Consider the following 17,506-nt stretch of genomic DNA (forward strand, 5'->3'; position numbering starts at 1 on the left):
GTGGTGGGGGTGGGTGGTGGGGGTGGGTGGTGGGGGTGGGTGGTGGGGGTGGGTGCCATGCCCTAAGGGGGCGATGGCACCCCTAGGGCCGTACAACTTCACCAACACCGGTCCCGGCCGAGGAAAAATCAGCTGGCGCTCATTCCACGTTCAGGCCATTCACGTGCCCGGTCGTACATCGAGCTGATCTTTCGCGACGCCTTGAGGAACGCATAGTCAACGTCCACGTTCCCGTCCCCTGACCGCGACCGGAGATTGCCCTTGTCCATGACCAACTGCCGCGTCATCTCAGAGGCATCTTCGCCGAACGAATAGACAACGACGTCGGCACCCTCAGCGATCTTCCGGAAATAGACCAGTCCGGCCACAGCGCCACCTCCGTTGTCGCTGTTGACGTCGCCAGTAAACAATGTTGCGGTGCTCACCGCCGGCCGCCTCAGCAACTGGACCCATGCCCTAACCGGCCGATGGCACCCCTAGGGCCGTACAACCGCATCAAGACGCAACCGCGGCCGCGCCCCCGACGATGCCCGCCCCCGCCCGGCCCGCCGCGCTACCCCCGCGGCACCCGCACGACCCCCTCCTGGATCACCGACACCGCGAGTTGGCCGTGCTGGGTCCAGATGCGGGCCTGGCCGAGGCCGCGGCCGCCTGAGGAGGAGGGGGATTCCTGGTCGTAGAGGAGCCATTCGTCGGCGCGGAAGGGGCGGTGGAACCACATGGCGTGGTCCAGTGAGGCGCCGACGACGTCGCCGACGGCCCAGCCACCGCGGCCGTGGGCGAGCAGGACGGAGTCCAGCAGCGTCATGTCGGAGACGTAGGTGGCCAGGCAGACGTGCAGCAGCGGCTCGTCGGCGACCTTGCCGCCCGCCTTGAACCAGACCTGCGAGCGCGGGGGGCGGGGCCGGCCGACGGTGCCCCAGGGCGGGGTGTCGACGTACCGCAGGTCGACCGCGGCGCGGGCCTCCACCAGCCGTTCGGCGATCTCCGCCGGGAGGTGGCGGGGCAGCATCTCGGCGGCCGTCGGCAGGGATTCCGGGTCGGGCGCGGCCGGCATGTCCGTCTGGTGGTCCAGCCCCTCCTCGAACTCCTGGAAGGAGGCGGAGAGGTGGAAGATCGGCTGGCCGTGCTGGACGGCGACGACCCGGCGGGTGGTGAAGGACCGCCCGTCGCGGATCCGGTCGACGGTGTAGACGATGGGCGCGCCGGGGTCGCCGGGGCGCAGGAAGTACGCGTGCAGGGAGTGCGGCGGCCGGTTCTCGGGGACCGTGCGGCCGGCCGCGACCAGTGCCTGGGCGGCGACCTGGCCGCCGAAGACCCGGGGCACCAGGGCGGCCCGGCTCTGGCCGCGGAAGATGTCCTGCTCGATCCGCTCCAGGTCGAGCAGATCGAGCAGGGACCGGAGTGCGTCGTTCACGTGCGTGGGCCCCAACGGCCTTACAGGCCCATGGACTTGGCGATGATGGACTTCATGACCTCGCTGGTGCCGCCGTAGATGCGGTTGACGCGGTTGTCGGCGTACAGGCGGGCGATGGGGTACTCGTTCATGAAGCCGTAGCCGCCGTGCAGCTGGAGGCAGCGGTCGATGACGCGGTGGGCGACCTCGGTGCAGAAGAGCTTGGCGGAGGCGGCCTCGGCGGCGGTCAGTTCGCCGGCGTCCAGGGCTTCCAGGGCGCGGTCGGCGACGGCCTCGGCGGCGTCCACCTCCGCCTGGCAGGCGGCCAGTTCGAACTTGGTGTTCTGGAAGGACGCGACGGTCTTGCCGAAGACGGTGCGCTCCTGGACGTACGCCTGCGCGAACCGGACGGCCGCCTTGGCCTGCGCGTACGCGCCGAAGGCGATGCCCCAGCGCTCGGAGGGCAGGTTCTGGCCGAGGTAGTAAAAGCCCTTGTTCTCCTCGCCGAGCAGGTCCTCGACGGGGACCTTGACGTCGACGAAGGCCAGTTCGGCGGTGTCGGAGGTGCGCAGGCCGAGCTTGTCGAGCTTGCGGCCGATGGAGTAGCCCTCGGACGTGGTGTCGACGGCGAAGAGGGAGATGCCGTGGCGGCGGTCCTCGGCGGTGGGCGCGGCGGTGCGGGCGCAGACGATCACGCGGTCGGCGTGCACGCCGCCGGTGATGAAGGTCTTGGAGCCGTTGAGGACGTAGTGCGTGCCGTCGTCGGACAGCTTGGCGGTGGTCTTCATGCCGGCGAGGTCGGAGCCGGTGCCCGGCTCGGTCATGGCCAGCGCCCACATCTCCTCGGCGGAGACGAACTTCGGCAGGTAGCGCTTCTTCTGCTCGTCGGTGGCGAGCATCTCGATGTACGGCAGGCCGAGGAGGACGTGCACGCCGGAGCCGCCGAAGGTGACGCCGGCGCGGGCGGTCTCCTCGTACATCACGGCCTCGAACTTGTGCGAGTCGATGCCGGCGCCGCCGTACTCCTCGGGGACGCGGATGCCGAAGACGCCCAGCTCGGCGAGCTTGTAGTAGAACTCGCGCGGGACCTGGCCGGCCGCGAACCACTCGTCGTGGACCGGTACGACCTCGGCCTCGATGAAGGCGCGTATGGTCTCGCGGAACGCCTCGTGGTCCTCGTTGAACACCGTACGGCGCATGGTTACGTCGCCTCCTCAAGGTCGCAGGTCGCAGGGCGCAGCGCATGGCTAAGCGCTTGCTCAGCGAAAGCTACCGGCCGGTCACCTTGACTGTCCAGAGGTCAACGAGAACCTGTGCGGAGGCACACACCAGGGCGATCCCCTCGCGCGCCCTACACGCCCTACGCGCCCGCGGCCACCGACTCCCCCGCCGCAGCCACCGACTCCCCCGCCGGCGCCTCCGCCCCCTCCGCCGCCACCGCCCCGAAGGCTCCCAGCGCCAGCCGGTGCAGCAGTTCCGCCATCTCCGTGCGGCCCGGGAGGGAGCCGGGGCGGCCCAGGTGGGGGGTGGAGTTCAGCAGGCCGAAGACGGCGTGCACGGCGGCCCGGGCCTGGGACTCCGAGGGGCCCGGGTGGACCTGACGGACGACCTCCACCCAGAGCTCGACGTACTGCCGCTGGAGCTGGCGCACCCGCTTGCGGTCGGCCTCGCGCAGCCGGTCCAGCTCGCGGTCGTGCACGGTGATCAGCGGGCGGTCGTCCAGGGCGAAGTCGATATGGCCGTCGATCAGTGCGTGCAGCACCGCCTCGGGGTCCTCGCCGCCCTCCGCGACCCGCATCCGGCCGCCCGCGAGGAGCCGCTCACTGATCCCCACCAGCAGCTCGGCGAGCATCGCGTCCTTGCCGGCGAAGTGGCGGTAGAGCCCGGGGCCGGAGATGCCCACGGCGGCCCCTATCTCGTCCACGCCGACGCCGTGGAACCCGCGCTCGGCGAAGAGCCGGGCGGCCTCTTTCAGGATCTGCTCGCGGCGGCTGGTCGGGGCGGGGGCCTGCGCATTACTCATGCCGTCGATTGTAGACAGCCGGGTTAGTGGTCGTTAACCTGAAGGAAATGACGTTAACGCCCATTAACCCGGATGCCCGGCGGCCGCGCACCGCGGCGGCCGGGCGGACGACCGAGCAAGGGGGCTCGTAGTGATGGAGCAGGCACCGGTGCTGGGAGGCGACGGGGCGTCCCTCGGCCGGAGTCCGAGGGACGATCCGGCCTCCGACTCCTGGCGGAGCAACGAGGCCGCGCACCGCGAGCTCGCCGCCGACCTGCGCGAACGGCTCGCCGCGGCCCGGCTCGGCGGCGGCGAGAAGGCCCGGGCGCGGCACACCGCCCGCGGCAAGCTGCTGCCCCGCGACCGGGTCGACGCCCTGCTGGACCCCGGCTCGCCCTTCCTGGAGCTGGCGCCGCTGGCCGCGGAGGGGATGTACGACGGGGCCGCGCCGGCCGCCGGGGTGATCGCCGGCATCGGACGGGTCTCCGGCCGCGAGGTGGTGATCGTCGCCAACGACGCCACGGTCAAGGGCGGCACGTACTACCCGATGACGGTCAAGAAGCATCTGCGCGCCCAGGAGGTGGCCCTCGACAACCGGCTGCCGTGCGTCTACCTGGTCGACTCCGGCGGGGCGTTCCTGCCGATGCAGGACGAGGTGTTCCCCGACCGCGAGCACTTCGGGCGGATCTTCTACAACCAGGCGCGGATGTCCGGCGCCGGCATCCCGCAGATCGCGGCCGTCCTCGGATCGTGCACGGCCGGCGGCGCGTACGTCCCGGCCATGAGCGACGAGGCCGTGATCGTGCGCAACCAGGGCACGATCTTCCTGGGCGGGCCGCCGCTGGTGAAGGCCGCCACCGGCGAGGTCGTCACCGCCGAGGAGCTCGGCGGCGGCGAGGTGCACTCCCGTACCTCCGGCGTCACCGACCACCTCGCCGAGGACGACGCCCACGCGCTGCGCATCGTCCGCACCATCGTCTCCACGCTCGGCGAACGGCCCCCGCTGCCCTGGACCGTGCGGCCCGTCGAGGAGCCCGCGGTCGACCCGGCCGGGCTGTACGGCGTGGTGCCGGTGGACTCCCGGACGCCCTACGACGTGCGGGAGGTGATCGCACGGATCGTGGACGGCTCGCGGTTCGCGGAATTCAAGGCCGAGTACGGCACCACGCTGGTCACCGGCTTCGCGCACCTGCACGGCCACCCGGTCGGCATCGTCGCCAACAACGGCATCCTGTTCTCCGAATCCGCCCAGAAGGGCGCCCACTTCATCGAGCTGTGCGACCAGCGCGGCATCCCCCTGGTGTTCCTGCAGAACATCTCCGGCTTCATGGTCGGCCGGGACTACGAGGCGGGCGGCATCGCCAAACACGGCGCCAAGATGGTCACGGCCGTGGCCTGCACCCGGGTCCCCAAGCTCACCGTCGTCATCGGCGGCTCGTACGGCGCCGGCAACTACTCCATGTGCGGCCGGGCCTACTCCCCCCGGTTCCTGTGGATGTGGCCCAACGCCAAGATCTCCGTGATGGGCGGCGAACAGGCCGCCTCGGTCCTCGCCACCGTCAAGCGCGACCAGATGGAGGCCCGCGGCGAGGAGTGGAGCGCCGAGGAGGAGGACGCCTTCAAGGCCCCCGTCCGCGCGCAGTACGAGACCCAGGGCAACGCCTACTACGCCACCGCCCGACTGTGGGACGACGGCGTCATCGACCCGCTCGAGACCCGTCAGGTCCTCGGCCTCGCCCTGACCGCCTGTGCCAACGCCCCCTTGGGCGAGCCGCAGTTCGGCGTCTTCCGGATGTGAGAGGAATGCCCACGACCATGTTCGACAGCGTCCTGATCGCCAACCGCGGCGAGATCGCGGTCCGCGTCATCCGCACGCTCCGTACGCTCGGCATCCGCTCCATCGCCGTCTTCAGCGACGCGGACGCCGGGGCCCGCCACGTCCGCGAGGCCGACACGGCCGTACGGATCGGGCCGGCCCCGGCCGCCGAGAGCTATCTGTCCGTCGAGCGGCTGCTGGACGCGGCCGCGCGCACCGGCGCCCAGGCGGTCCACCCCGGCTACGGCTTCCTCGCCGAGAACGCCGCCTTCGCCCGGGCCTGCGCCGAGGCGGGCCTGGTCTTCATCGGCCCGCCCGCCGACGCCATCGAGCTGATGGGCGACAAGATCCGCGCCAAGGAGACCGTCCGCACGGCCGGCGTCCCGGTCGTCCCCGGCTCCTCCGGCAGCGGCCTGAACGACGCCCAACTCGCCGCCGCAGCACGGGAGATCGGCATGCCCGTCCTGCTCAAGCCGTCCGCGGGCGGCGGCGGCAAGGGCATGCGGCTGGTGCGCGAGGAGCCGCTGCTGGCCGACGAGATCGCCGCCGCCCGCCGCGAGGCCCGCTCCTCCTTCGGCGACGACACCCTCCTCGTCGAGCGCTGGATCGACCGGCCCCGGCACATCGAGATCCAGGTCCTGGCGGACGGCCATGGCACCGTCCTGCACCTCGGCGAGCGCGAGTGCTCCCTCCAGCGGCGCCACCAGAAGATCATCGAGGAGGCCCCGTCGGTCCTGCTGGACGAGGCGACCCGGGCCGCGATGGGCGAGGCGGCCGTGCAGGCGGCCCGCTCCTGCGGCTACCGCGGCGCCGGCACCGTCGAGTTCATCGTCCCGGGCAAGGACCCCTCGGCCTACTACTTCATGGAGATGAACACCCGCCTCCAGGTGGAGCACCCGGTCACCGAGCTCGTCACCGGCCTGGACCTGGTGGAGTGGCAGCTGCGGATCGCGGCCGGCGAGCACCTCCCGTACGCCCAGGACGACATCACCCTCACCGGGCACGCGGTCGAGGCCCGGCTCTGCGCCGAGGACCCGGCCCGCGACTTCCTGCCCACCGGCGGCACGGTCCGTTCGCTGCACGAGGTGCAGGGTGGGGGAATCCGCACCGACTCCGGCCTCACCGAGGGCGGCGAGGTCGGCAGCCGGTACGACCCGATGCTCGCCAAGGTCATCGCGTACGGCCCGGACCGGGCGAGCGCGCTGCGCCGGCTGCGGGCCGCGCTGGCCGACACCGTCACCCTCGGCGTGACGACCAACGCCGGCTTCCTGCGGCGGCTGCTGGCCCACCCCGACGTGGTCTCCGGCGAGCTGGACACCGGGCTGGTGGAACGGGAAGCGGCCGGCCTGATCGAGGCGGGCGTCCCGGACGAGGTGTACGCGGCGGCCGCGGCGGTGCGCCAGGCCGCCCTCGCGCCGGCGGCGGACGCGGCCGGCTGGCGCGACCCGTTCGCCGCGCCGAACGGTTTCCGGCTCGGCGGCGAGCCCGCCCCGGTGCGCCACTGGCTGCGGGTGCCGGGCCACGACCCGGTGGCCCGCGAGGTCCGGCCCGGCGGCCCGGAGGACACCGCCGAGGTCACACCGGACCGCGTCCGGATCACGCTCGACGGGGTCGTGCACACCTTCCACCGCAGCGGCGACTGGCTCGGCAGGGACGGCGACGCCTGGCAGGTGACCGACCACGACCCGGTGGCGGCCGCGCTGCGCGGGGCCGCCGGGGCGCACGGCGCGGACACCCTGGCCGCCCCGATGCCGGGCACCGTCACGGTCGTCAAGGTCGCGGTCGGCGACGAGGTCACCGCGGGCCAGGGCCTGCTGGTGGTGGAGGCGATGAAGATGGAACACGTGATCTCCGCCCCGCATGCCGGGACGGTGACCGAACTGGACGTGACGGTCGGCTCGACGGTCGCCATGGACCAGGTACTGGCCGTGATCGCCCCTGTGGACGGCGCCGACGGTGCGGTTGCTGCGGATGGCACGGCCGGGGAGGTGGCGTCATGACCGTCACCGGACTGCCGATGGAGATCGCCGCGGAGGGGCTGCCCGCCCGGGTGCGCATCCATGAGGTCGGCGCACGCGACGGCCTGCAGAACGAACGGACCGTCGTGCCCACGGAGATCAAGGCCGAGTTCGTCCACCGGCTCGTCGACGCGGGACTGCCGGTGGTGGAGGCGACCAGCTTCGTACACCCCAAGTGGGTGCCCCAACTCGCCGACGCCGAGCGGCTGTTCCCGCTGCTCGGCGACCTCGACCCGCAGCGGCTGCCCGTCCTGGTGCCCAACGACCGCGGGCTGGACCGGGCGCTGGCACTGGGCGCCCGCCGGATCGCGGTGTTCGCCAGCGCCACCGAGTCGTTCGCCAAGGCCAACCTCAACCGCACGGTCGACGAGGCACTGGCGATGTTCGCCCCGGTCGTCACCCGCGCCAAGGACGCCGGGGTGCACGTCCGCGGCTATCTGTCGATGTGCTTCGGCGACCCCTGGGAGGGCCCGGTGCCGGTCGCGCAGACGGTCCGGGTGTGCCGGGCGCTGCTCGACATGGGCTGCGACGAGCTGAGCCTGGGCGACACCATCGGCGTGGCCACCCCGGGCCACGTCCAGCACCTCCTCGCCGCCCTGAACGAGGCGGGCGTGCCCACCTCGAAGGTGGGCGTGCACTTCCACGACACCTACGGGCAGGCCCTCGCCAACACCCTCGCCGCGCTGCAGCACGGCGTCACCACCGTCGACGCGTCGGCGGGCGGCCTCGGCGGCTGCCCGTACGCGAAGAGCGCCACCGGCAACCTCGCCACCGAGGACCTCGTGTGGATGCTGCACGGCCTCGGCATCGAGACCGGCGTCGATCTCGACCGGCTCACCGCCACGAGCGTGTGGATGGCCGGTGTCCTGGGCCGCCCGAGCCCCTCGCGCACCCTGCGTGCCCTCTCCCACAAGGAGTGACCATGTCCCTGGACCACCGTCTGCCCGAAGAGCTGGAGGAACTCCGGCGCACGGTCGAGGCGTTCGCGCATGACGTCGTCGCACCGAAGATCGGCGAGTACTACGAGCAGCATGCGTTCCCGTACGAAATCGTGCAGGAGATGGGCCGGATGGGCCTGTTCGGCCTGCCGTTCCCCGAGGAGTACGGCGGGATGGGCGGCGACTACCTCGCCCTCGGCATCGCCCTGGAGGAGCTGGCCCGGGTCGACTCCTCCGTGGCGATCACCCTGGAGGCCGGCGTCTCACTGGGCGCCATGCCCCTCTACCGCTTCGGCACGGAGGAGCAGAAGCGCGAGTGGCTGCCCAAGCTGTGCAGCGGGGAGATGCTCGGCGCGTTCGGCCTGACCGAGCCGGACGGCGGCTCGGACGCCGGCGCGACCCGCACGACCGCGGTGCGGGACCGCGGAGACTGGGTGATCAACGGCAGCAAGTGCTTCATCACCAACTCCGGTACGGACATCACCGGTCTGGTGACGGTCACCGCGGTCACCGGCCGCAAGGCCGACGGCTCCCCGGAGATCTCCTCGATCATCGTGCCGTCCGGCACCCCCGGCTTCACGGTCGCCGCCCCGTACTCCAAGGTCGGCTGGAACGCCTCGGACACCCGCGAGCTGTCGTTCTCCGACGTCCGGGTGCCGGCCGGCAACCTGCTCGGCGAAGAGGGCCGCGGCTACGCCCAGTTCCTGCGGATCCTCGACGAGGGCCGGATCGCCATCGCGGCGCTGGCCACCGGCCTGGCGCAGGGCTGTGTGGACGAGTCGGTGAGGTACGCGAAGGAACGTCACGCCTTCGGGAGGCCGATCGGCGCCAACCAGGCGATCCAGTTCAAGCTCGCCGACATGGAGATGCGGGCGCACACCGCCCGGCTGGCGTGGCGGGACGCCGCCTCCCGGCTGGTGCACGGCGAACCGTTCAAGAAGGAGGCGGCGCTGGCGAAGCTGTACTCCTCCGAGATCGCGGTCGACAACGCCCGCGAGGCCACCCAGATCCACGGCGGGTACGGCTTCATGAACGAGTACCCGGTGGCCCGGATGTGGCGGGACGCCAAGATCCTGGAGATCGGCGAGGGCACCAGCGAGGTACAGCGGATGCTGATCGCCCGGGAGCTGGGCTTCTAGATCCCTTCCGGGGCTGGGGCCCCTTCCGGGGCTGGGGCGTTCCCGGGGCCTGGGCGTGTCCGGGGCCTGGGCGTTCCCGGGGCTGTGGGTCCCTTAGGGTGCGGCCGAACAGATCCCGTAGGGGGTGCGAGCGCCCCCTGTGGGGCCACAACGTGGTGGGGTCCGGAGGAATTCCGGGGGCCACCACGTTGTGGCCCTGGTGGCGCGCGTGACCCTGGTGGCGCACGTGGCGCTGGTGGCGCGCGCCGCTACGTTCTGCTGCTTGCGGCGCGCACCGTTACGCCGTAGCGCGTGCCGCTACTTCCTGGCGCCCCTGTCACGCCGCAGCGCGCCCCGTTACGCCGCCGGCCAGGGCACCTCCGGCGAGCGGTAGTAGTGGATGCCCAGGGCGTCCCAGCGGGGGCCCTGGGCGGCCAGTCGCTCGCGGTACGAGGCCCAGTCGTGGGTGTCCGCGGGCGACCAGCCGAGTTCGGCGATGCCGGGGAGCCGCGGGAAGGCCATGTACTCGATGTGCGCGGAGGTGGAGAGGGTCTCGGACCACAGCGGTGCCTCGACGCCCCGGATCGCGTCGCCGGGCGCGCCCTGGAGGTAGTTGCCCGGGTCCCAGTCGTACGCCCGCCGGACGCCCACATAGCCGGCCCAGGACAGGCCCAGCGGGGTGTCCTTGTCGTACTTCATGTCGAGGTAGGCGCGGTCGGCGGGCGAGAGGATCAGCCCGGTGCCGTTCCGGGCCGCGTCGGTGACCTGCTGCCGCTCGGCCGCGCCGGTGGCGTCGTAGCCCCAGTACTGGGCGAGGGCGCCCTTCGCCGGGTGGGCGCCGGTCAGCTGGTGCCAGCCGATCACGGTCTTGCCGTATTTGGCGACCACCGGCTGCACCTTGTCCATGAAGGTGACGTAGTCCGCGTGGCTGGTGGAGTGCGCCTCGTCGCCGCCGATGTGGAGGTAGCGGCCCGGGGTGAGCCGGGCGAGCTCGCGGATGACGTCGTCGACGAAGTCGTAGGTCACCTTCTTCGGCACGCACAGCGAGCTGAAGCCGACGTGGGTGCCGGTGTAGAGGGGCGGTGCGACGCCGTTGCAGTTGAGGTCGGCGTACGAGGCCAGGGCGGCGTTGGTGTGGCCCGGCATGTCGATCTCGGGCACGACGGTCAGATAGCGGTCGGCGGCGTAGCGGATGATCTCGCGGTAGTCGTCCTGGCTGTAGTAGCCGCCCTTGCCGCCGCCGACCTGGGTGGAGCCGCCGTAGGTCGCCAGCCGCGGCCAGGAGCGGATGGCGATCCGCCAGCCCTGGTCGTCGGAGAGGTGCAGATGCAGCTTGTTGATCTTGTACATCGCGAGCTGGTCGATGTAGCGCTTGACCTGGGACACGGTGAAGAAGTGCCGGGAGACGTCGAGCATCGCGCCGCGGTATCCGTAGCGCGGGGTGTCGGCGATGGTGCCGCCGGCGATCCGCCAGGGCCCGGCCTGCTCGCGGTGTTCCCCGGCGGCCGCGGGCAGCAGCTGGCGGAGCGTCTGGACGGCGTGGAAGAGGCCGGCGGGCCGGCGGGCGCTGAGCGTCACCGCGCGGCCGTCGGCGCGCAGCCGGTAGCCCTCCGCGCCCAGCTCCGCGGTGCCCCGGCCGCCGAGCCGCAGCACGATGCCGTCGCCGTCCTTGGTGGTGACCGGCAGGGCGTAGCCGGTGGAGGGGCGCAGCAGGCCCGCCAGATGGCCGGCGATCCGCCGCACCTCCCCCGAGCCGCCGGGCACGCGGATACGGGTGGCGGCGCCGATCGTGTACGGGGTGCCGCCCTCGTGCACCGACGCCGGGGCGGGCACGACCCGGTCGAGGGGGACGGTGGGGGCGGCGGCCCGTGCGGCGGTCGGCGGTGCGGCGGCGGTTCCCAGCGCCGCGGCCACGGTCAGCAGCAGCGGGCCCAGCAGTCTGCGTCGTCTCATCGACGGTCCCTTCGGCGAGCGTCGGGCATGTCATGGCATGGAGCGACCGAGCGGTGACCATGCGTACCGCGAGCCTGGAACGCGGTCAAGGTGTAGACCACTTTCCCGCACCCAAACCGGCGACCTGCCCGATATCGGGCAGATTTCTTGCGAATCTTGGCGGCGCCCCGCAGTATCGACGGGTGCTCGAACGCCGTCACCGCGCAGATGCGCCCCACGAAGACCTGGTGGACCACCTGGTGCGCAGCACACCGCTGCAGCGCGGTGAGGCCGCCCGGGTGGTGCTGGACGTGCTGGCGTACTTCGACGAGACCACGGAGGAGTTCGTCCGCCGGCGCCACCGGGAGCTGCAGTCCCAGGGACTGCGCAACGAGGAGATCTTCGAACGGATCCGCCACGAGATGCCGCACCGCGCCGTGGCCCCACCGGATCTCTCCGCCCGCCAGCTGCGCCGCCTGGTCTACGGCTGACGGTCCACCGGACCGGTCCACGGCCGGCGCCGGACCGGCGTCGGGCACACCACAACCGACACACGTCTTTCTCGGAGGGTCACTGTATGTGCGGGATCGTCGGCTATATCGGCAAACGCGACGTTGCTCCCCTGCTGCTGGAGGGCCTGGCCCGCCTGGAGTACCGCGGCTACGACTCGGCCGGTATCGCCCTGCACGCCAGCGGCACCGGCAAGTCCGCGGGCCTGAAGACCGCGAAGGCCAAGGGCCGGGTCCGCGAGCTGGAGTCCCGCCTGCCGAAGCGGTTCGCCGGCACCACCGGCATCGCGCACACCCGCTGGGCCACCCACGGCGCGCCCACCGACGACAACGCCCACCCGCACCTGGACGCCGAGGGCAAGGTCGCCGTCGTCCACAACGGCATCATCGACAACGCCTCCGAGCTGCGCGCCCGGCTGACCGCCGACGGCGTCGACTTCGCCTCCGAGACCGACACCGAGGTCCTCGCGCACCTCATCGGCCGCTCCAAGGCCGAGACGCTGGAGGAGAAGGTCCGCGAGGCGCTGCGGCACATCGAGGGCACCTACGGCATCGCCGTGCTGCACTCCGACTTCACCGACCGGATCGTGGTCGCCCGCAACGGCTCCCCGGTCGTCCTCGGCATCGGCGAGCACGAGATGTTCGTCTCGTCCGACGTCGCCGCGCTGGTCTCGCACACCCGCCAGGTCGTCACCCTCGACGACGGCGAGATGGCGACCCTCAAGGCCGACGACTACCGCACGTACACCACCGAGGGCTCCCGTACGACCGCGACGCCGGAGACCGTCGAGTACGCGGCCGAGTCGTACGACCTGGGCGGCCACGACACCTACATGCACAAGGAGATCTCCGAGCAGGCGGACGCGGTGGACCGCGCGCTGCGCGGCCGGATCGACGACCGGTTCTCCACCGTGCACCTCGGCGGCCTCAACCTCGACGCCCGCGAGGCCCGCACCATCCGCCGGGTCAAGATCCTCGGCTGCGGCACCTCGTACCACGCCGGCCAGATCGGCGCGCAGATGATCGAGGAGCTGGCCCGCATCCCCTCGGACGCCGAGCCGGCCTCCGAGTTCCGCTACCGCGACCCGGTCGTGGACCCCGACACGCTGTACGTCGCGGTCTCCCAGTCCGGTGAGACCTACGACGTGCTGGCGGCCGTCCAGGAGCTCAAGCGCAAGGGCGCCCGGGTCCTGGGCCTGGTGAACGTGGTCGGCTCGGCGATCGCCCGGGAGACCGACGGCGGCATCTACGTGCACGCCGGCCCGGAGGTCTGCGTGGTCTCCACCAAGTGCTTCACCAACATGGTGGTCTCCTTCGCGCTGCTCGCCCTGCACCTCGGCCGCATCCGCGACCTGTCCGTGGCGGACGGCAAGCGGATCATCGACGGCCTGCGCAAGCTGCCCGGCCAGATCGACGAGATCCTCAAGGGCGAGGACGAGATCAAGAAGCTGGCGGCGCGCTACGCGGACGCCAAGTCGATGATGTTCATCGGCCGGGTCCGCGGCTACCCGGTGGCCCGTGAGGCGTCCCTGAAGCTCAAGGAGGTCTCCTACATCCACGCCGAGGCCTACCCGGCCTCCGAGCTCAAGCACGGCCCGCTGGCGCTCATCGAGCCCGCCATGCCGACCGTCGCGATCGTCCCGGACGACGATCTGCTGGAGAAGAACCGGGCGGCGCTGGAGGAGATCAAGGCCCGCAGCGGCCGCATCCTGGCCGTCGCGCACCAGGACCAGGAGAAGGCCGACGACACCATCGTCGTGCCGAAGAACGAGCCCGAGCTGGACCCGATCCTGATGGGCATCCCGCTCCAACTGCTCGCCTACCACACGGCGTTGGCGCTCGGCCGGGACATCGACAAGCCCCGGAACCTGGCGAAGTCGGTGACGGTGGAGTAGTCACCCACCGGCGACCGCGTCGCGCGCGTGCCACCTCCGCGCGCGACGCTGCCGCCTCCCCTGCGCCGGCGTCGCCCAGAACGCCGGCGGGATGCCACCGCCCGGGAACCGTCACCTCCCGGCCGGCAGCACGCACTTGCCGTGCGCGCGGCCGCCGGGCCCGTGATGCGGCGCGCCCACGTGACCGTTTTCTACCCTTCATTGGCGCAGAATCCACCTCTTCGGCTTCGCAAGAGATGAGGGGGCGCCGACACCGCACGTTCATGACGCCTCCTCAACTGTGCGCGGGAGGCGAAGAGAAGAAGCGATCCGGCGGTGGTGGCGATCCGTCAGGGGATCACGATGACCGGGCGCTGCGCGCGGCGGGCCAGCCGTCCCGCGACCGAGCCGAAGATCCGGCCGACGATGCCGTGCGTCGAGCCGACCACGATCGCGTCGGCCTCGTACTCCCGGCCGACCTCCTCCAGCTCGTGGCAGATGTCCCCGCCGCGCTCGACCAGGATCCAGGGCACCTCGGAGAGGTGGTCCGCGCAGGCCAGCTCCAGCCCGAGCACCTCGGTGCGGTGATCCGGTACGTCGACGAAGACCGGGGGCTCACAGCCCGCCCAGACCGTCGTCGGGAGCCTGTTGGCGACGTGGACGATGATCAATCCGGCGCTGTGGCGCCGCGCGATACCGATTGCATACGCCAACGCCCGTTCGCTCGACATGGAGCCGTCGAAGCCGACCACGACGCCGTGCCGGAATGCCGGATCGCAGGAGTGGCGCGTCTTTTCCGCCGCTTCCAGGTCCGCCATCGGATCGGCGACCTGCTTGCGGTCCGCGGGTTCGGGGATTTCGTGACCGGCCATTGGTGTCTCGGCGAGGACGTCCTCTTGCGGAGGGGCGAACGGGGAACGGCGATTGACTTGATCCGGCAGTTGACTGAGCTGGCTCGATCGAGGACCGGGAGCCATAGTTCAAAGAGGAACGATACGACTGGGAATCATCTTCCCAACCCGATACCCCAAGAGTACGGCGCCACTCCCCCGCTGCCCAGAGCTCGCCGCGGGCGCCGGGCACCCGGACGAGGTGGACCCGGGGGGGCCTCGAACGTTCCCCGGAGCATGCCGGAGCACGGCGCGGATGGCAATGCCCCGTCCTGCCCCCGTACGTACCCCTGGCGGTGACCCAAGATCGTCGGCGACGTTGTAGTAGCAGCCCGCCCGAGGGGAGCAGGAGGTGCCGTTGCCGCCCGACAGATCACCCGACCCAGTGAGCGATGTCGTGCGCTGGGGCGCGTTCAGTTGCGCCCTGGTTCCCTTCGTATTGATCATCAGCGGCGCCTCCTGGGCCGGCGCGGCCGGCACCGCGGCAGGTCTGGCCGCGGTGACCTGCGCCTGTCGCGGGCTGTTGCGGCGGTCCGAACGGGCCGCGACCGGACTCCGTCGGCGTGCCACCGGACGACAACGGGACAGAAGCGGACGTTCCGGGGCGCGGGCGCGCAGGGGCGGGCGGCACGGAGATCGGCGTACGCCGGTCGACTGAGGCGCCTGCAAGTCCGCGCGCGACCGTTTTCAGCCAACTTCCGGTCGCCACCCCCACCTTGCTCCCGACACCCCCCAACCCCGGTGTGAGCAGGGAGGAAAGGACCGCTGGGCATGGTTGTGTCCTACTGCGAACGGGCAGAGCCGAGACGCGTACTTCCCTTGCAGGGCCGACGAGTGGAACGCTTCGTGATCGAATGCTTCGCGCCAAGTTGCCATATCGACATACCAGCGGGTGGTGAACTTGGCACTCCATCCTCACGGAACACAGTAGATTCGATCTTGGTAGTGACGGCGGGGGAACTGTGCAGGACCGAGAGGGCGAGACGACCGAGGGGGGCTTAAGTGCCATGAGCCAGGACTCCGCTGCCGTACCAGATGCCGCACGCAAGCTCGCCGCCCGACGGCGCCGCGAAATAGTCGCGGTGCTCCTCTTCAGCGGCGGCCCTATTTTCGAGAGCTCCATTCCGCTCTCGGTCTTCGGCATCGACCGACAGGACGCCGGGGTTCCGAGGTACCGGCTGCTTGTGTGCGCGGGCGAAGACGCACCTTTGCGCACGACCGGGGGGCTGGAACTGTCCGCCCCCTACGGGCTGGAGGCGATCTCCCGTGCCGGGACGGTCGTCGTACCGGCCTGGCGTTCCATCACCCAGGCCCCGCCGCCCGCCGCGCTCGACGCGCTGCGCCGGGCGCACGAAGAGGGGGCCAGGATCGTCGGGCTGTGCACGGGGGCGTTCGTCCTCGCCGCGGCCGGACTGCTCGACGGCCGACCGGCCACCACCCACTGGATGTACGCGCCGACGCTCGCCAAGCGTTATCCGTCCGTCCACGTGGACCCGCGGGAGCTGTTCGTCGACGACGGCGATGTGCTGACGTCCGCGGGCACCGCCGCCGGCATCGACCTGTGTCTGCACATCGTGCGCACCGACCACGGCGCGGACGCCGCGAACGCGCTGGCCCGCCGGCTGGTGGTGCCGCCCCGCCGCACCGCCTCCGACCTCGGTCACCAGCGCTACCTGGACAGGTCATTACCTGAGGAGATCGGCGCCGACCCGCTCGCCGAGGTCGTCGCCTGGGCGCTGGAGCACCTCCACGAGCAGTTCGACGTGGAGACGCTCGCCGCGCGTGCGTACATGAGCCGGCGCACCTTCGACCGGCGGTTCCGTTCCCTCACCGGGAGCGCGCCGCTGCAGTGGCTGATCACCCAGCGGGTGCTGCAGGCCCAGCGGCTGCTGGAGACCTCCGACTATTCGGTGGACGAGGTCGCCGGCCGCTGCGGGTTCCGGTCGCCGGTCGCGCTGCGCGGCCACTTCCGGCGCCAGCTCGGGGCCTCGCCGGCCGCGTACCGTGCCGCCTACCGTGCGCGCCGGCCGCAGAACGGTGCGCCGGAGACCGCGCTCAGACCGGAGCGGGCCGAGCGCGCCGAGCGGCCGGAGCGCGAGCGGGCGGCGCTCGGGGCGGGCGCGGGGTTCTCCGCGGCCGCGCTGGCCGGTCACGGTCTGGCGGAGGCGGCCGAGGCGGCCAAACCGCCGTCGGACGCGTACGCCGCCCGGCTCCCGGAGACCGCGGGCCGGACTGCAGGGCGCCCCGTGCTCCCCGGACAGCGCGAGCGACCCGTAGGGTGAGATGTATGAACGATCGCATGGTGTGGATCGACTGCGAGATGACCGGTCTCTCGCTGGCGAACGACGCGCTCATCGAGGTGGCCGCACTGGTCACCGACTCCGAGCTGAATGTGCTGGGCGACGGGGTGGATGTGGTGATCCGCCCCCCGGCCGAGGCGCTGCGCACCATGCCGGAGGTGGTGCGCCAGATGCACACCGCCTCCGGGTTGCTGGCGGAGCTGGACGGCGGGACGACGCTGGAGGCGGCCGAGGAGCAGGTGCTGGCGTACATCAAGCAGCATGTGCCGGAGCCGGGGAAGGCGCCGCTGTGCGGCAATTCCGTCGGCACCGACCGTGGCTTCCTGCTGCGCGACATGCCGGCGCTGGAGAGCCATCTCCATTACCGGATCGTCGATGTGTCGTCCGTGAAGGAGCTGGCCCGGCGCTGGTTCCCGCGGGCCTACTTCAACAGTCCGGACAAGAACGGCAACCACCGGGCGCTGGCGGACATCCGTGAGTCCATCGCGGAGCTGCGCTACTACCGGGAGGCGGTCTTCGTGCCGCAGCCCGGCCCCGACTCGGACACCGCGAAGGCCATCGCCGCCAAGCACGTCCTGCCGGCCGAGCCGGCGCCGGAGTCCGCGCCGCCGGCCGCACCGCAGGCCGCGTCGACGTCGTGATCCACCCCGGGCGGGGGGGAGGGCGCGGGACCCGGGCCGCGCACCCCCCCACAACCCACTCCCAACGAAACC

Annotated in this window: 14 protein-coding genes; 8 read left to right on the plus strand and 6 right to left on the minus strand. The window is 71.7% G+C overall.

The window, feature by feature from the left end; all coding sequences use genetic code 11:
* Nucleotides 1-128: 128 nt before the first annotated feature.
* The 4 genes from ACFV1J_RS39235 to ACFV1J_RS39250 form a co-directional block, all read right to left on the minus strand.
* Complete coding sequence (locus ACFV1J_RS39235) at nucleotides 129-425, minus strand: hypothetical protein (protein ID WP_385866589.1); 297 nt, start codon at nucleotides 423-425, stop codon at nucleotides 129-131.
* A gap of 128 nt (nucleotides 426-553) precedes the next feature.
* Entirely contained in the window at nucleotides 554-1,417 is an 864-nt protein-coding gene (locus ACFV1J_RS39240; protein ID WP_385866591.1) for an acyl-CoA thioesterase, read from the minus strand.
* A 20-nt stretch (nucleotides 1,418-1,437) separates the two neighbouring features.
* On the minus strand, nucleotides 1,438-2,595 hold the full coding sequence (locus tag ACFV1J_RS39245; protein WP_385866593.1) for an acyl-CoA dehydrogenase family protein: 1,158 nt from the start codon (nucleotides 2,593-2,595) through the stop codon (nucleotides 1,438-1,440).
* 161 nt (nucleotides 2,596-2,756) lie between these two features.
* A complete protein-coding gene (locus ACFV1J_RS39250; RefSeq protein WP_385866595.1) occupies nucleotides 2,757-3,419 on the minus strand; it encodes a TetR/AcrR family transcriptional regulator in 663 nt (220 codons plus the stop codon).
* A gap of 133 nt (nucleotides 3,420-3,552) precedes the next feature.
* Here ACFV1J_RS39250 and ACFV1J_RS39255 point away from each other — a divergent pair, with 133 nt between their 5' ends.
* Genes ACFV1J_RS39255 through ACFV1J_RS39270 form a run of 4 tightly spaced genes read left to right on the plus strand, consistent with a single transcriptional unit; the run spans nucleotide 3,553 to nucleotide 9,309 of the window.
* Entirely contained in the window at nucleotides 3,553-5,196 is a 1,644-nt protein-coding gene (locus tag ACFV1J_RS39255) for a carboxyl transferase domain-containing protein (RefSeq protein WP_385866597.1), read from the plus strand.
* Between the two features lie 5 nt (nucleotides 5,197-5,201).
* Nucleotides 5,202-7,214 (plus strand): biotin carboxylase N-terminal domain-containing protein, encoded by a 2,013-nt coding sequence (locus ACFV1J_RS39260; RefSeq protein ID WP_385866599.1) that lies wholly within the window; start codon nucleotides 5,202-5,204, stop codon nucleotides 7,212-7,214.
* A complete protein-coding gene (locus ACFV1J_RS39265; protein ID WP_385866601.1) occupies nucleotides 7,211-8,152 on the plus strand; it encodes a hydroxymethylglutaryl-CoA lyase in 942 nt (313 codons plus the stop codon). The genes ACFV1J_RS39260 and ACFV1J_RS39265 overlap by 4 nt, the downstream gene beginning before the upstream one ends.
* A 2-nt stretch (nucleotides 8,153-8,154) precedes the next feature.
* Nucleotides 8,155-9,309 carry an acyl-CoA dehydrogenase family protein gene (locus ACFV1J_RS39270; RefSeq protein WP_385866602.1) on the plus strand — a complete coding sequence of 385 codons (1,155 nt, stop codon included), beginning with the start codon at nucleotides 8,155-8,157 and terminating at the stop codon, nucleotides 9,307-9,309.
* Between the two features lie 336 nt (nucleotides 9,310-9,645).
* Here ACFV1J_RS39270 and ACFV1J_RS39275 read toward each other — a convergent pair whose 3' ends face one another.
* Nucleotides 9,646-11,241, minus strand: coding sequence for a beta-N-acetylhexosaminidase (locus ACFV1J_RS39275; RefSeq protein WP_385866604.1), 1,596 nt, complete (start codon nucleotides 11,239-11,241; stop codon nucleotides 9,646-9,648).
* Between the two features lie 182 nt (nucleotides 11,242-11,423).
* Here ACFV1J_RS39275 and ACFV1J_RS39280 point away from each other — a divergent pair, with 182 nt between their 5' ends.
* Nucleotides 11,424-11,711: a hypothetical protein gene (locus tag ACFV1J_RS39280; protein WP_385866608.1), complete on the plus strand. Its 288-nt coding sequence runs from the start codon at nucleotides 11,424-11,426 to the stop codon at nucleotides 11,709-11,711.
* Between the two features lie 86 nt (nucleotides 11,712-11,797).
* Nucleotides 11,798-13,624 (plus strand): glutamine--fructose-6-phosphate transaminase (isomerizing), encoded by a 1,827-nt coding sequence (glmS, locus tag ACFV1J_RS39285; RefSeq protein WP_385866610.1) that lies wholly within the window; start codon nucleotides 11,798-11,800, stop codon nucleotides 13,622-13,624.
* A 329-nt stretch (nucleotides 13,625-13,953) separates the two neighbouring features.
* Here the strand turns inward: glmS and ACFV1J_RS39290 are convergent, their stop codons facing one another.
* Nucleotides 13,954-14,475 carry a universal stress protein gene (locus ACFV1J_RS39290; RefSeq protein WP_030414048.1) on the minus strand — a complete coding sequence of 174 codons (522 nt, stop codon included), beginning with the start codon at nucleotides 14,473-14,475 and terminating at the stop codon, nucleotides 13,954-13,956.
* A gap of 1,025 nt (nucleotides 14,476-15,500) precedes the next feature.
* Here ACFV1J_RS39290 and ACFV1J_RS39295 point away from each other — a divergent pair.
* Together ACFV1J_RS39295 and orn are read left to right on the plus strand one after the other, a co-directional pair.
* A complete protein-coding gene (locus ACFV1J_RS39295; RefSeq protein WP_385866615.1) occupies nucleotides 15,501-16,775 on the plus strand; it encodes a GlxA family transcriptional regulator in 1,275 nt (424 codons plus the stop codon).
* A gap of 5 nt (nucleotides 16,776-16,780) precedes the next feature.
* Entirely contained in the window at nucleotides 16,781-17,434 is a 654-nt protein-coding gene (gene orn / locus ACFV1J_RS39300) for an oligoribonuclease (RefSeq protein ID WP_385866617.1), read from the plus strand.
* The last annotated feature ends 72 nt before the right edge of the window (nucleotides 17,435-17,506 follow it).

Source organism: Streptomyces sp. NPDC059649 (assembly GCF_042734445.1).
Classification (GTDB): Bacteria; Actinomycetota; Actinomycetes; order Streptomycetales; family Streptomycetaceae; genus Streptomyces.